We start from the raw sequence: 16,000 nt of genomic DNA, 5'->3' as shown, positions 1-16,000 counted from the left end.
CATAATAACGTAATATCGTATTTTTAGTTTCATTTGTTCAAGAAAATCCCATGAAACCCTCCATTGCTGTTGGTGCCGATCATGCCGGCTTTGCCTATAAACAGGAAATTGTAGCCTGGCTGGAAAAAGAAGGCTATCCGACGAAAGACTTTGGTACCTACACGGAAACTTCTGCCGATTATCCGGATTTTGCGCATCCGGTTGCATCGGCGGTTGAAGCCCATCAATTTGACTGGGGAATTCTGGTCTGTGGTAGCGGCAACGGGGTGGCCATTACGGCCAACAAACACCAGGGCATTCGGGCGGCTTTGTGCTGGAAACCTGAACTGGCGGCACTGGCCCGTCAGCACAACAACGCCAACATTCTGTGCCTGCCGGAGCGCTACATTTCAACCGAAGAAGCCCTGGAATGTGTGAAAGTGTTTCTGAAAACGGAATTTGAAGGCGGGCGTCACCAGACGCGCGTGGGCAAGATCAGTTGTTGATGGCTTCCTCTTTTCGTCGGTAAACGCCTTCCAATTCGGTTTTTTCATACATCGTGGACAGAGAAGGCGCGCGCTGGAAGAGTTTTTTGATGACGCTTTCTTTGTCGATGATATAACTCGGCGGGTCTTTGCGGAAATGGTCGTAAACGCTGATCACGCTTTCGTAATTGTCCAGATTGCGAAGATCGTATTTGGCCAGATCCCAGTTGAGATACGGCGTAGCGGCCTGGTTATTCCGGTAGGCACTGATGTCTTCGCCAATGACCAGAATCCGCTGCTGTTGAATGTGCCGGTCGATGGGCGAGGTTTTGACCTGTAACGCACTGAGTCGTCCTAACTCCCATCTCGGAACCAGTCCCAGGGCACCTTGGTAGAGGATGAGCAGCGTAAAGACAAAGACGCCCAGAAAAATCAGTTCGGCCATCCACTCCCGGCGGATGCCCTGAAAATAATACGAAGCAAAAAAGGCCAGGGCTGGCACAAAGCTGATGAACAGCATCGGTGCCAGAAAAGGCATCAGCGCCACCGAGACTATGGCTGTGACCGCCCAGATCATCATGATTTGCTGACACCGTTGCTGGAAGTTGACATACCGGGTCGTTTGCCGGAACAGACTCAGCAACCCCAGGGTCCCCATCGCAAAGGGCAGAAACATCGACGCCAGCAACGTCTGGAAGTCGGTCAGGTCATATTGCCGGACCCGAAAAACCGACGACAACAGATTGCGGTTCAGGTCGGTGAGGCTGTCGGCCAGGTAATAGTACAAAACCGTCAGCAAAATCGGGAAAGCAAAACCGAAAATCAGCAGCGAATGTTGCCGGAAACTTGCCCCGGTAAACAGCAGCAACGCCATCAGCGCCCAGAGAATGAACAGGGCAGAAGGCAGGTAAAACAGGGCGGCCAGACTGATGTAAAAACCGACTTCAAACACTTCATCGGTGGCACCCCGCCGGTCCATCTGTTTAATAATGGTTCCGAAGGCCAGCAACAGAAAGGTGGTGGAAAGCAAAACCGGTGACAGGGTACTGCAATCGAACGACATGTTCAGGAACAGGGCGTAGATCAGGCCGGGAATCCAGTTGCGATCCGGGTAGATATCCCGGGCGTTCATCATCCAGTTGAAGTAAAAAACCTGAAAAGCCGCCACCGCCGTCCCGGCTACGTGATAAGCCAGGAGCGACCGCCCGAAGGTAAGGTCCAGAAGCCAATAGACCAGCGCCGATAGCGGACTAAGGCTGTCCCAGATGTCGCGATACAGCAGATTGCCGTTGTTCATCTGTTCCCCCACCAGCATCCAGTTCAGTTCTGGAATGAGCAGCGGAGGAGCCGACAGCAGAAACGGCAGACGAATCAGAACCAGCAAAAGCAACAGACTGACGATCTGAAGGGTGGCGTTAACCCGAAAAAAACTTAACAAGCGACTAGTTGGTTTACCGTATGGAACCCGAAATGGAACGACGAAATTAAACCTTTCAGGTGAAAGAAGTCGAATAAAAGGCGGATATTTGCAGGGTGTTGAGTGAATAATGAACACTGAATAATGAATAGTGAATAACGAAATAGGATTTCTGATTCCTATTGAGCGGTCCCCTCATTATTCATTAATTTTAAAAGAGTATGGAATCGAAACGACAACAGAAAGTATCAAGGCTGTTGCAGAAAGACCTGAGTGAAATCTTTCAGCGCGATAGCCGACACCTGTTCAACGGTGCCTTTATCACCGTGACGAACGTACGGGTGTCACCCGATTTTAGCATTGCCCGGGTGTATCTGAGCTTTCTGGTAACGCCCAATAAAGAATTGCTGCTGGAATCGATCAAGGAAAAAGGCAAGGCCATTCGCCAGCAACTTGCCGACCGGGTGCGCCACCAGCTTCGGATTATGCCGGAACTGCATTTTTACCTGGATGATACCGCCGAATATGCGGCCAAAATGGACGCGATTTTCGCGAATCTCGACATCCCGCCCGCACCGGAGGAAGAAGACGAAGAGTAACGTTTGGACCACACCATGAACCTTCCCCTCTGGATTGCCCGCCGGTATTTTTTCTCGAAACGCAAGCGTAGTTTCATCAATTTGATTTCGCTGGTATCGATGCTGGGCGTGGGGGTTGGCACGATGGCACTCGTGGTCGTGCTGTCAGTTTTCAACGGCATGGAGGAGTTAAACCGGATGATTTTCAAGACGTTCGAAGCGGACTTGACGGTGGCACCGGCGCAGGGAAAGCGCCTGACGGTTTCGCCCGCTATGTTGCAGAACATCCGGAAAAACGGGGAGGTCTTGCTCATCACGCAGGTGATTGAAGACAATGCGCTGGCGCGTTACCGCGAGGGGCAGACGGTGGTCAAGCTGAAAGGAATCGACAATTCGTATTTGCAACGCCGACAACTGGACACGGCTTTGGTGGAAGGAAAACTGCGGTTGCAGGAGAACGGCGTTGATTACGCGCTGGTAGCCGAGGGGGTGCGAAACGCGTTGCTGATTTCACCCGAAGACATCCTGACGCCCCTCGAACTTTGGTATCCGCAAAACCGCAAGACCTACACGGTTTTGTCGGCCGATGCCTTTAATCAGGCTAATTTTTTGGTTTCGGGTGTATTTTATATTGAAGATAATTTTAACGATTACGTGTTGGCACCGCTCAGTGTCGTTCGGGAACTGGTTGGCTATCAGCCCAATCAGATCTCTTCGCTGGAAGTGCAGGTGAAGCCGGAAACCGATATTGCGTCGTTGAAAAAGACTTTACAACAGCAGTTAGGATCAACGGTGGTGATCAAAGACCGGGATGATTTGAACCCGGATCTGTTTCGGGCCATTCGGGTCGAGAAGTTGTTTGTAACCGTAACGCTGGGTTTTCTGGTGCTAATTGCATCGATCAATATCTTTTTCTCGTTGTCGATGCTGGCCATTGAAAAGAAAGATGATGTGGCCATTCTGTATGCGATGGGTGCTTCGCCCTCGCTGGTTCGGCGGATTTTTCTGTTCGAAGGTTCCATTGTCGCTTGTATTGGCGGTGTTGTGGGCCTGGTGATTGGGATTGCGTTGTGTCTGTTGCAGCAGCGGTTTGGCTTCGTATCGATGGGCATTGAGAGTTCGCTCATCGACGCGTATCCGGTGAAACTTCAGGCGAACGATCTGGTTCTTACGACCTTGATCGTGATTGTTGTGACCATTGTGGTATCCTGGTTTCCGGCTCAAAAAGCGGCTGCGGTTTCCAAAGCCGTTGACAGTGTGCAGTAGAGGAATGGAAAAGATTTTACTAAAAAACGAATTTTCCCGTTTTGATAAGGCTAAGTGAATGATCTGTATGCTTAAAATTATCCGACATTTCGGGTTCGTCCTTCTTATTTTCATCAGCAGCCCGTGGGCACTGGGGCAGAATCGTGCGGGCGATGCCGACAAAAAAAACGGTCCGCTCACGGTCAGCGGACCCTACAATGCGACCCGGACGCTGCCCCACGATCTGCTGCATACGAAGCTTGATCTGAGCTTCGACTGGGTGCGCCAGTGGGTTCACGGCATTGCGCGTCTGCGGTTTAAACCGCATTTTTATCCCCAGAATACGCTGGACGTCGATGCGAAAGGCTTTGAAATCAAAGGCGTTTTTCTGCTCGATACGTTGAAGACTGGTGAAACGGTTTTCGATACGCTCAATTACACCTACAACGACCGGCAAAAAATTCACGTTTTGCTGCCCCGGACCTACACCCGCGCCGATACCTTCGATATTCAGATCGTTTATACCGCAAAACCGAACGAACGGCCATTGGGAGGCAGTGCGGCCATTTCGCAGGATAAGGGATTGTATTTCATCAACCACGACGGAGCGGAACCGAACAAACCCCGCCAGATCTGGACGCAGGGCGAAACCGAAGCCAATTCGTGCTGGTTTCCGACCATCGATACGCCGAACGAGAAAATGACGCAGGAAATCTACCTGACCGTCGAGAACAAATACCGGACGCTATCCAACGGAAAACTCATTTCGTCAACGGTCAATCAGGACAGTTCGCGCACCGACTACTGGCGGCAAACCTTGCCCCATTCGCCCTATCTGGCAATGATTGCCGTGGGCGATTTTGCCTACGTCAAGGATTCACTGGTGGCAACACCCGAGCGGGGGCCGCTGGAAGTCAGCTATTATGTGGAACCAGCCTACGAGAAAGACGCCCGCGCCATTTTTGGCCGGACGCCCGCAATGGTTGAGTTTTTTGAAAAGAAATTCGGGGTGCCGTACGTTTGGGAGAAATACAGCCAGATTGCTGTGCGTGATTTTGTTACCGGCGCGATGGAAAACACCACGGCGACGGTTCACGGCGAAACCGTTCAGATGGACGGGCGGCAACTGGTGGATGGCAATTCCGACGATGTGATTTCGCACGAACTCTCACACCACTGGTTCGGAAACCTGACCACCGCCGAGTCGTGGGCCAACCTGCCGCTGAACGAAGCCTTTGCCACGTACGCCGAATACCTCTGGCGGGAGCACAACGAAGGCACGTATTCGGCCGATATGCACGGTCTGGATGATCTGAATCAGTACATTGCCGAATCGGAAACCAAGCAGGAGCCGCTGATCCGGTACCGCTATACCGACCGCGAGCAGATGTTCGACAGCCACTCGTATGCCAAAGGGGGCCGGGTGCTGCACCTGCTCCGCCGAACGATTGGCGACGATGCTTTTTTTGAATCCCTGACGCTGTACCTGAAACGCCACCGGTTCAAAACCGCCGAACTTAGCGATTTGCGCGAAGCTTTTGAAGAGGTAACCGGCGAAGACCTGAACTGGTTTTTTGACCAGTGGTTCCTGAAACCGGGGCATCCGGTGATCAAGATCGAGAAAGAATACCGGCAGGGGGGCGTGCAGTTGACGGTTATTCAGCAACAGGATTCGACCAAAACCCCGATTTACCGCCTGCCCGTGAAAGTGGATCTGTGGGTAAAAGGGCAGAAGAAAAGCTACGATGTGGTGGTCGATAAAGCCAGACAGGTGCTCAATTTTACGGTGGAACAACGCCCGGATTTGATCGTGTTCGACGCGGATCACCGGATTGTTGGAACCGTTGAGCAGGAAAAAAACAAGGCGGAATTGTTGTTTCAGTTTTACCACACCGACAATTACCGCGACAAATACGAGTCGATCACCCGGCTGGAAGACAAAAGCAACCTGATCGATTCGACGGTTCGGCACATGATGATGGATGCCATGCAGGACAAATTCTGGAAAATCCGTCAGGTGGCCGTTGGAAACTTTGCGGAATATGACGGCCAGGAGTTTGCGGAGGTGGAGCGGATTGTGCAAAGCAAAGCCCGCAACGACGAACGCTCGCTGGTGCGGCAGGAAGGCATCAACACGCTGGCTTCCTACGCCGACAATGTCAACGACCCGCTGTTCCGGGAAGCGCTCAACGATACGTCGTATGCCGTCGTGTCGTCGGCGCTGGATTCCTATTTGTTGTCAAAACCGGGAGACGCCAATGAAATTGCCGCCCGTTTTGAGAATGTTCCCAATGGCGACATCGTGACGGCGGTGGCCAATTATTACGCCAATTCGACCGATACAAGCCGTTATACCTGGTTCATCAACAAGATGAGCACCATGAAATCGCAGGACCTCTACAACTTTTTGCAGGTCTTCGGCAAATACCTGATTCGATCCGGGTCCGACACCCAGCGGCAGGCCATTCCGATGCTGGAAGTGATGGCACGTACGAGTCCGGCGTATTTTGTGCGGTTTGGGGCCTATCAGGTGCTGGGCTTGTTGCAGGACATCGAAGGCGTCAAATCCATGCGGAAAGACATTCGATTGAGTGAGCGAGATCCCAAATTAAAGGAAATGTATGAGCAGTTTAAAGATTTTTAAAACCGTATCTGTCAACAAAACCCAGAAAAACCCCTATGAAGAAACGTTTTTTTACCTCGATTTTAAGTGCTTTTTTCGGCCTTACCGTTGCGCTGGCTGCGGGTCCGATTGACGGAAAATGGTCCGGAAAAATAGGCGACGATTACGCGTTGACCCTGGACCTGAAAACCGACGGCAACCAACTGACCGGAACCATCGGCAATGCGAACGGCTCCCTTCCCATCAAAGAGGGAAAGGTGGATGGCACCAGTTTTTCGTTCAAAACGGAATACGATGGGAATGTGATTCCTGTCAAAGGGACCGTTGAAGGTGACAAAATGATTCTGTCCGTCAATTACAACGGCAGCGAGGTTCCCGGAACGCTGATGCGTCAGGGCGGCTCCTCCAGCACGGCAACCGCCACTCGTCCGCGGGCAAAACCCGAAGAAACTGAAGTATGGGACCCGGTTCCGAAGGTGATTACGGCGGGAAAAACGCCCCTTGATGCCCCTTCCGACGCGGTAATTCTGTTCGACGGCAAAAACCTGGATCAGTGGGTGACGGTGAAAGACAAATCGCCCGCAAACTGGACGGTTTCCAAAGGCGTACTGACCGTCAATAAGGCCGCCGGTAACATCGAAACCAAGCAGTCGTTCACGAACTACCAGCTTCACATCGAATGGAAGATTCCCGAGAAAATCTCATTGACCGGCCAGAGTCGGGGCAACAGCGGTATCTTCCTGGCTTCTACCGGCCCCGGCGACGCGGGCTATGAACTCCAGGTGCTGGATTCGTACGAAAACAAAACCTACTCGAACGGCCAGGCAGGAAGCATCTACAAGCAGGCGATTCCGCTGGCCAACGCCAGCAAAAAACCGGGCGAATGGCAGGTGTACGACGTGATCTGGAATGCCCCGAAATTCAACGCCGATGGCTCGGTGCAAACACCGGCCCACGTGACGGTTATTCACAATGGCGTCGTGGTACAGAACAACTACGAACTGAAAGGTGAAACGACGTACATTGGTCAGCCCCAGTACAAAAAATACGAATCGGCACCGATCAAATTGCAGGCTCACGGTGACAAAAGCGAACCGATCAGCTTCCGGAATATCTGGGTGCGGGAGTTGTAGAGGGCTGCATCTGACAACGAATATCTTGAAAAAGGGCGGCTTTGGTCGCTCTTTTTCTTTTAAAAACCGCCCTGTAACCTCCGGTGGTCAATAGTCAGGTTCAACCTAATCAAGTGGTAGGATGGCAGCCTTTAAAAACCTGAGCGAAAGCATTGCATACCTCGAAAAGATAGACTTCCAGTCTGATTCAAGCGTGCGTCCTGTGTCTATTGATGGCTTGTACAGGTTGCTATACCTATCGAATAAAGAACTGGCAGAAAACAATCTCTTTCTCTATGGATTGAAAATTGAAACGATCAGGGTGTACGTTTTACCGGATTCCGGTTTTTTAGCGGGGTTTCATCTCTTTTTTCATACCGATGATTCCCTGTTGAAATCCATCGGAGGGGATATCGGGCAGTATGCTATGGCTGCCGGATGGGGTCTGGATGATGAAGCCGCCAGCGATTTTGATATTTTTTCGTGGAATTACGGCCCGTATGAAATTGACCTTCATAGAAGGAAACGTTTCTTTTCTAATGACAAGCCGGGACCGGTTCAGGATATAATTTCGGGCATGACAGCCTCTTATAAATCCCTGCAACAAGTGTACTTGAACGCGATTCGGGATCAGTAGCGACCGGAATCAATCCCCCGGCTCCGGCGTTATGATTTTGATACGGAGACGATATTTCGTTATTTGCGAGGGTCGTTTTCTGCCCGTTGCGCAGACCGTTTTCCGGCAACTTACCAATGAATAAACCAGAAAAGAAACTGTTTTTGCTGGATGCACTGGCGTTGATTTACCGCGCCCACTTTGCCTTCAGCAAAGCGCCCCGCATCACCTCCAGGGGCCTGAATACCAGTTGCGTATTCGGATTTACGAACGCCATGCTGGAGATTCTTCAAAAGGAAAAACCGACCCACATCGGCGTCGCGTTCGATAGCAGCAAAAAGACGTTCCGGCACGAGGCTTTTGTGGAATACAAGGCCAACCGTCAGGCCATGCCCGAAGACATCAGCATCGCCATTCCGTACGTGAAAAAGCTGGTGGAAGCCATGAACATTCCGATTCTGATTCTGGATGGTTACGAAGCGGATGACATCATCGGTACGCTCGCCAAACGGGCGTCGAAGGCTGGCTTTGAGGTGTTTATGATGACGCCGGATAAAGATTACGGCCAGCTCGTCGAAGAACACGTCTACATTTACCGTCCGGCGTTCATGGGAAAAGGAGCCGAAAAACTGGGCGTGAAAGAAGTGCTCGATCGCTGGCAGATTCAGGAAATCAGTCAGGTGACCGACATGCTGGGGCTCATGGGCGATTCGGTCGATAATATTCCGGGGATTCCGGGCGTCGGCGAGAAAACCGCTCAGAAACTCGTGGCCGAATTTGGCAGCGTCGAAAACCTGATTGCCAACGCCGACAAACTGAAAGGCAAGCTGAAAGAGAACGTGGTGCAGTTTGCCCAGCAGGGCCTTTTGTCGAAGCAACTGGCGACCATTCACCTCGACGTTCCGCTCGATTTTAACGAAGAAGCCCTGCTCCATACCGAACCCGACAAGCCCAAACTGTCGGCCTTGCTGGACGAACTCGAGTTCCGGCAATTGCGTCGGCGGCTGGTGGGCGAGGAAGATCCGGAGCCCAGTCCGTTTCCGGTGGCTCCGGCCAAACCGAGTGCCAAAGGGCAGATGGGACTGTTCGATGAAGCGGTTTTGGCCCCCGCAGCAACCCCGGTTGCGAATGCGTCCGGGACGGAGGAATTGCCGTTTGCATCTGATAAAAAACCGGGCGTTGGCGCGGCCATTTCGGCCTTTGAAAAAGGAGCCCGGCCGCAGGCAATTGCCAACACGGACGATATGCAGGCTGACTGGACGGAAGTGGAACCGGATGACCGACAGCCTGAACCCCGGCGCACGATTGATTCGGTTGTTCACGATTACCGGCTGGTCGACACCCCTGCGTTGCGGAAAAGTCTGGTGCATTACCTGAATCAACAGGATACTTTGTGTTTCGATTCGGAAACGACCTCAACCGATCCCGTCGAGGCCGATCTGGTGGGTTTGTCGTTTGCGTATCGCAAGGGCGAAGCGTTTTACGTGCCGGTTCCGGCTGATCGGGAAGAAGCCCAGGCCATTGTCGAAGAATTTCGGTCGGTTTTTGAAAATGCCGAGATCATTAAGGTGGGTCAGAACCTGAAATACGACATGCTAATGCTGAAAAAATACGGCATCGAAGTGCAGGGCAAGCTGTTCGATACGATGGTGGCGCATTACCTGATCGAACCGGAGCAGCGGCACAACATGGACATGATGGCGATGACGCACCTGAATTACGAACCGGTTTCCATCGAAACGCTGATTGGCAAGAAAGGGCCGAAGCAGTTGTCGATGCGTGATGTCGAAATTCAGAAAGTGGTCGAATACGCCGGAGAAGATGCCGACATAACCCTGCAACTGAAAGACACTTTTTTGCCGTTGCTGGAGAAAAATCAGCTCACCAAACTGTTCTACGAAGTCGAAATGCCGTTGGTTCGCGTCCTGGGCGACATGGAACTCGGGGGCGTGAAAGTGGACATGAACGCCCTGGCCGAGCTTTCGGCGACGCTCGAAACCGACATCCGGCAGGTGCAGAGCGAAATTTATGAACTGGCGGGCGGCCCCTTCAACGTGGGATCGCCCAAACAACTGGGCGAGGTGTTGTTTGATAAACTGAAGCTGGACAGCAAAGCGAAAAAGACCAAAACCGGTCAGTATGCTACCGGCGAAGAGATTCTGACCGATTTGGAAGCCGACCACGAAATTGCCCGCAAGATTCTGGATTACCGCGAGTTGGTCAAATTGAAAAACACCTACGTCGATGCGCTTCCGCTCATGATGAGTAAACACGACGGCCGGATTCACACCTCGTTTAACCAAGCGGTGGCGGCAACCGGGCGTTTGAGTTCGACCAATCCCAACTTACAGAACATTCCGATCCGGACGCCCCGGGGTCGTGAAATCCGGAAGGCTTTTGTGCCCCACAGCGATGATTTTCTGATCATGTCGGCGGATTATTCGCAAATCGAGCTGCGCATCATGGCGGCTTTCAGCGGGGATCAAACCATGCTGGACGCGTTCAACAACGGCATCGATATACACACCCAAACCGCCAGCAAGGTGTTTAAAGTATCGCTGGCGGAGGTCGATTCGGATATGCGCCGGAAGGCTAAAATGGTCAATTTCGGAATCATCTACGGGATTTCAGCGTTCGGACTTTCCCGGCGGCTGCGGATTCCGCGCCGGGAAGCGGCCGAAATTATTCAGGAATATTTTGCCGGTTTTCCGGCCATTAAGGAATACATGGACGGTGCGATTGAAAAAGCCCGCGAATGCGAATACGCCGAAACGATTCTGGGCCGACGCCGGTATTTGCGTGACATCAATTCCCGCAACATGACCGACCGGAGTTTTGCCGAGCGCAACGCCATCAACGCACCCATTCAGGGATCGGCGGCCGATATGATCAAGATTGCGATGATCAACATCGACAAATTTATCCGGGAAAACCGGCTGAAGTCGCGCATGATTCTGACGGTTCATGACGAACTGGTTTTCGATGCCCACAAGGATGAACTTGAGCTGTTGAAGGAAAACGTCGGGGAACTGATGCGAACGGCAATTCCGCTGGCGGTCAAGATGGAAACCGGTATTGGAATTGGCGAAAACTGGCTGGTGGCGCATTGAAACAGGTTTACGGTATACGGTTTTCCGTTTACGGTGGCTGACGCCTGCATGCTGACGCGTTCTTGTGTCATACGTCAGCCACCGTAAACGGAAAACCGTATACCGTAAACGAAATAAAGAATTAACAAGGTTTCCGTGACGGAAGCCTTGTTTTTTTGTTAGTATTGAATCACTAATCCCTCGAAGCATGAAAAATATACTGGTTCCCACTGATTTTACCGGCACTTCCAATTTGGCCCTGGCCTGGGCGAAATTCATTGCCAAACACTATATCAATGATGGTCATGAAACGACGCTGGTGCTGGCTCACGTCACGCAGCCCTTTATTCCGGATACCACTTTGCCAACGGGCGAGGTAGGAGCAGGCATTCTGGCCGCCCAGGAAATGGAAGACGTTGGCGAATTAAACCTGCAGGAGTTGGCCGAACAGCTTGAACGGGAAGGGTTTGCGACCCGGATTGAGAACCGCTTTGGATCAATCGACGACGAAATTGTGGAGGTGGCCGATGAATTGCAGCCGGACCTAATTGTGATGGGCCGGAGCCATGTTGATTCGTTTTTTGACTGGCTGGCGGGGAGTTCGGCGGCCGATGTAGCCATGACGGCCCACTGCCCGGTTTTGGTGGTGCCAACGCTGGAACACGGCGAAAGCCATCCGGTTCGGCTGGAGAACATCGTGTATGCGACCCAACTGGAGTTTGACGAAAACCACATCCTGCGGCCCGTCGTCCAGCTTGCCCGGATGTTTGAATCGAAATTAAGACTCGTGAAAATCAAGGCCCTCAACCAGCCCAATGTGTATGACGACCGCCAGTTTCTGGATCAGATCGAAGCCGAATTTGGCCGGGAGCGGTTTGTGGAAGACACGGTGGATGCCGATAACGTGAAAGAAGGGTTGACGAAATACAACAAAACCCACCAGGTCGATTTGCTGATTATGGCCACCCGCGAACGGGATTTCCTGAGCAAATTGCTGAACCCCAGTCTCACCAAACGCATGGTGCTGAGTTCCGACATCCCGGTTTTGGTGTATCACGCAAAAGAAAACTACTAGTGCGCACGCCAACCGGACGGGAGGCCCCGCCTGGTTGATGAGTACCTGAAAACGATGGGCAGACACCGGTATAAGCATTCTGAAAAAAAAGTGGGAACCTCGCCGGGTTCCCTCATTTACGTTGGTCAGGAGATCGACTACAAAACCACCATTCGGCGGATTCTCTACAACGAAGCCAGTTATACCGTTGAAACCGTGAAGCGGCTGGATTCCTGTGGGCGACCGACTGACGGTTCACCGTTCGTCTCCTGGCTCAATGTTGATGGCATTCACGAACCCGCCGTGGTGGAGCGCATCGGTCAACAATACCACTTGCACCCGTTGCTGCTCGAGGACGTCATGAATTCCCAGCAGAAGCCCAAAGTGGAGGAATACGACGGCGCTTATGTGTTTTCGACGCTTAAAATGCTGCATTTCAATACTGATACGCAGGAGTTGGAAAATGAACACCTGAGTTTTGTGCTGGGCAAAAACTACCTCATTTCGTTTCAGGAAGAACGAAAAATTGATTTGTTTCAGCCGGTTCTCGACCGCATTGAAGCGTCGGCGGGCAAAACCCGGCGCAACGGCCCTGATTATTTGCTCTACGCCCTAATGGATCTGGTGGTCGATCACTATTTTGTGGTGCTGGATAGCATCGGAGAAAAGCTCGAAATCCTGGAAAACAGCATCATTCAGCAGGTGGCCGGGCAGCAAACCCTGACGCGGCTATATACCCTGAAACGCGAACTGACGTTGATGCGGAAAGTGGTCTGGCCCGTTCGCGAAATGATCAACCGGTTGATTCTGGAAGACAGCGAACTGATTCGCCCGGCCACCATGCCGTTTCTTCGCGATCTGTACGACCACGTGATTCAAGTGCTCGACAGCATCGATTCCTACCGCGAACTGGCCACCGGTTTGCTGGATGTGTATTTGTCGACGCTCAGCAACCGAATGAATGCCGTCATGAAAACGCTGACGATTTTTTCGGCTATTTTTATGCCGCTGACGTTTATTGTAGGGGTTTATGGAATGAATTTTGACAACATGCCGGAACTCCACACCCAAAACGGCTACTTTGTCGTCATGGGCATCATGGTCGTTCTGACGGTTTTAATGGTTATTTATTTCCGCCGAAGGCGGTGGTTTTAGATTTAACGTTTACGGTTTACGGTATTCGGTTTACGGTGGCGGACGCATGCTTTTTTCTCGCGTCAGCCACCGTAAACCGAATACCGTAAACCGTATACCGATTTTTATGACAATTCAGGATTTTGGGATCAATACGGCTGAGGTGTATCCGGTGACGGACAGCCGTCAGGTGTTGTCGCCGACGCAGAACGGGGCGGCAGAACCGGTTTTCTTTGCCATTCAGGGTGAACACCACGACGGGCATCGGTTCATTACGGAATTATACAAGAAGAATGTCCGGCAGTTTGTGGTCGAAACGGCTGCTTTGACGCCCGACCTGCGGCACGAACTGGCGCAATTGCCCGACGCCCGCATCCACGAAGTGGGCAGCAGCCTGAAAACCTTGCAGGAGTTAGCCGCCGAACACCGCAGCCGGTTTACGATTCCGGTGGTCGGCATCACGGGGAGCAATGGCAAAACCATCGTGAAAGAATGGCTGGCGCAGGTGCTGTCGCCCGATTTCCGGATTCAGAAAAGCCCGAAAAGCTACAACTCCCAACTGGGAGTTCCGCTCTCGGTCTGGCCGCTGAACGAAAACCATACGCTGGGGATTTTTGAAGCCGGGATTTCGAAACCGGCTGAAATGCAGGCGCTTCAATCCATTATCAACCCCACGATTGGCATTTTTACGAACGTTGGCCCGGCCCACGACGAAGGCTTCCGAAGCCAGAAACAGAAAGTAGCCGAAAAACTCCGCCTGTTCCGTAAAGCGGAGACACTGATTTACCGGAAATCGTATTCGGAAATTGACGAAGAAATCCATTTGCTGCTCAAAGCCGTCAACCCGACCATCCAGCTGATCAGTTGGTCGACGGAACCGACGGCCGTCGTACTGGTCTCCTATATTCCCCAGACGACCGGTACCCAAATCAGTGTGCGATGGGAGGGACGGGACTATCGGGTTGATGTGCCGTTTTCCGATCCCGCATCGCTCGAAAATGCAACGCACGTCCTGCTGACAACACTGGTTTTGGGCGTTACGGACGCGAACCTTCTGCGGGAGCGGTTTGCCCGGTTGCGGCCCGTGTCGATGCGACTAGAATTGAAAGAAGGCATTCACCGCAATCTGCTGATCGACGATACCTACAACAACGACCTCGCCGGTTTGTCGATTGCGCTTAATTTTTTGAACCAGCAGGATGCATCCCGCCCAAAAGTGCTGGTTTTGTCAGATCTGCTCGAAACCGGGATGAAACCGGATGAACTTTACCCGGCCATTGCGCGGATGGTGGCTGAAAAAAACATCAGCCAATTGGTTGGGGTGGGGCCGGAAATGGGGCGGTATCAAACGGTTTTTACGGTGCCAACCCGGTTTTACGCGACCACCAACGCGCTGTTGCAGTCGGGGTACCTGAATGAACTGACGGATTCCGTGATTCTGGTGAAAGGCGCAAGGCGGTTTTCGTTCGAGAGCGTGGTGAGCCGTTTTGTGCAGAAATCCCACCGGACGGTGTTAGAGATTAACCTCGACGCCCTCACCCACAACCTGAATTTTTACCGGAGCAAAGTCGGTTCGCAGACCAAAATCATGGTGATGGTGAAGGCCTTTGCCTACGGCAGCGGTAGTGCCGAGGTGGCCAGTCTGTTGCAATACCATCGCGTCGACTACCTGGCCGTGGCCTATGCCGACGAAGGCGTGGGACTTCGTCAGAATGGGATTACCCTACCCATTCTGGTGATGAATCCCGCACCGGAGTCGTTTCGGCAACTGCTTGATTATAACCTGGAACCGGAGATTTTTAGCTTTCGGATTCTGGATGAGTGGAGGCAGTTTCTGAAAGAAGAACATCCGCAACAGGGTGCTGAAAAACCGGTTGTAAAATACCCGCCCATTCACATCAAGCTCGATACGGGTATGCACCGACTGGGATTTTTGCCCGGCGAAATCGCCGATTTGGGTGCGGTATTGAAGGCCAATCCGGATCTTCGGGTAGCTTCGGTATTCAGTCATCTGGCGGGCTCCGACGAAGCGGAACACACGGCTTTTTCGCAGGAACAATACCGGCAACTGATCGGAGGGGCGACGCAACTGGAACAAATGCTGGGGTATCGCCCGCTGCGGCATTTGCTCAACTCGGCGGGCATCGTGCGGTTGCCCGACTACAAACTGGACATGGTTCGGCTCGGAATCGGGCTGTATGGCGTTGAAGTGAGTAAACTGGAACCGCAACAGGTTCAGGCGGTGGGCACGTTGAAAACCATCATCAGCCAGATCAAAGACCTCAAAGCCGGGGCAACCGTGGGCTACAGCCGCCGGGGTGTTTTGACCCGCGACGCCCGCATCGCGACGCTGGCAGTCGGCTACGCCGATGGCTACGACCGTCGGTTGGGCAACGGCGTCGGACAGGTTTGGGTCAATGGCGTTTTGTGCCCCACGGTGGGCAGTGTCTGCATGGACATGACGATGATCGATGTATCCGAAACGCAGGCAGAGGAAGGAGACGAAGTCATTTTGTTTGGTCAGCCGGTTTCGATTGCGGATCTGGCGGACCGCATCGGGACCATTCCCTACGAAATTCTGACGGGGGTAAGCGAGCGGGTCAAGCGGGTGTTCTACCGGGAATAATAAAAAAGCCCGCCAGCCGGAATCCGACTGACGGGCCTCATC

At 52.5% G+C, this 16,000-nt stretch carries 11 protein-coding genes; 10 read left to right on the top strand and 1 reads right to left on the bottom strand.

The genetic code is table 11. From position 1 onward, the window contains the following. The first annotated feature begins 50 nt into the window (after positions 1–50). A complete protein-coding gene (gene rpiB, locus ACS5NO_RS24770; RefSeq protein WP_439417615.1) occupies positions 51–485 on the top strand; it encodes a ribose 5-phosphate isomerase B in 435 nt (144 codons plus the stop codon). Here rpiB and ACS5NO_RS24765 read toward each other — a convergent pair. Further along, complete coding sequence (locus ACS5NO_RS24765) at positions 475–1,902, bottom strand: hypothetical protein (protein WP_439417614.1); 1,428 nt, start codon at positions 1,900–1,902, stop codon at positions 475–477. The two genes, rpiB and ACS5NO_RS24765, sit on opposite strands and share 11 nt — an antisense overlap. Positions 1,903–2,102: 200 nt before the next feature. Between ACS5NO_RS24765 and rbfA the strand changes: the two genes are divergently transcribed. From rbfA to ACS5NO_RS24720, 9 genes are all read left to right on the top strand, one after another. Continuing rightward, the gene (gene rbfA, locus ACS5NO_RS24760; protein ID WP_114405908.1) at positions 2,103–2,480 is read left to right on the top strand and encodes a 30S ribosome-binding factor RbfA; all 378 of its coding nucleotides are present in this window, start codon (positions 2,103–2,105) and stop codon (positions 2,478–2,480) included. Positions 2,481–2,495: 15 nt separating this feature from the next. Beyond that, entirely contained in the window at positions 2,496–3,725 is a 1,230-nt protein-coding gene (locus ACS5NO_RS24755) for an FtsX-like permease family protein (protein ID WP_114405907.1), read from the top strand. A gap of 67 nt (positions 3,726–3,792) precedes the next feature. Beyond that, positions 3,793–6,348 (top strand): M1 family metallopeptidase, encoded by a 2,556-nt coding sequence (locus ACS5NO_RS24750; protein ID WP_439417613.1) that lies wholly within the window; start codon positions 3,793–3,795, stop codon positions 6,346–6,348. Between the two features lie 35 nt (positions 6,349–6,383). Continuing rightward, a complete protein-coding gene (locus ACS5NO_RS24745) occupies positions 6,384–7,460 on the top strand; it encodes a 3-keto-disaccharide hydrolase (RefSeq protein ID WP_439417612.1) in 1,077 nt (358 codons plus the stop codon). 121 nt (positions 7,461–7,581) lie between these two features. Beyond that, on the top strand, positions 7,582–8,076 hold the full coding sequence (locus ACS5NO_RS24740; RefSeq protein ID WP_439417611.1) for a hypothetical protein: 495 nt from the start codon (positions 7,582–7,584) through the stop codon (positions 8,074–8,076). A 116-nt stretch (positions 8,077–8,192) separates the two neighbouring features. Continuing rightward, the gene (gene polA, locus ACS5NO_RS24735) at positions 8,193–11,165 is read left to right on the top strand and encodes a DNA polymerase I (protein WP_439417610.1); all 2,973 of its coding nucleotides are present in this window, start codon (positions 8,193–8,195) and stop codon (positions 11,163–11,165) included. Between the two features lie 187 nt (positions 11,166–11,352). Continuing rightward, positions 11,353–12,219: a universal stress protein gene (locus tag ACS5NO_RS24730; protein WP_439417609.1), complete on the top strand. Its 867-nt coding sequence runs from the start codon at positions 11,353–11,355 to the stop codon at positions 12,217–12,219. A gap of 54 nt (positions 12,220–12,273) precedes the next feature. Further along, positions 12,274–13,353 carry a magnesium/cobalt transporter CorA gene (corA, locus tag ACS5NO_RS24725; protein ID WP_439417608.1) on the top strand — a complete coding sequence of 360 codons (1,080 nt, stop codon included), beginning with the start codon at positions 12,274–12,276 and terminating at the stop codon, positions 13,351–13,353. Positions 13,354–13,459: 106 nt separating this feature from the next. Further along, positions 13,460–15,958, top strand: coding sequence for a bifunctional UDP-N-acetylmuramoyl-tripeptide:D-alanyl-D-alanine ligase/alanine racemase (locus tag ACS5NO_RS24720; RefSeq protein WP_439417607.1), 2,499 nt, complete (start codon positions 13,460–13,462; stop codon positions 15,956–15,958). The last annotated feature ends 42 nt before the right edge of the window (positions 15,959–16,000 follow it).

The organism is Larkinella fluvii, from assembly GCF_051857545.1.
Lineage (GTDB): Bacteria > Bacteroidota > Bacteroidia > Cytophagales > Spirosomataceae > Larkinella.
The sequence above is the reverse complement of the archived record's forward strand: the minus strand, read 5'-3'. Positions and strand labels throughout refer to the sequence as shown.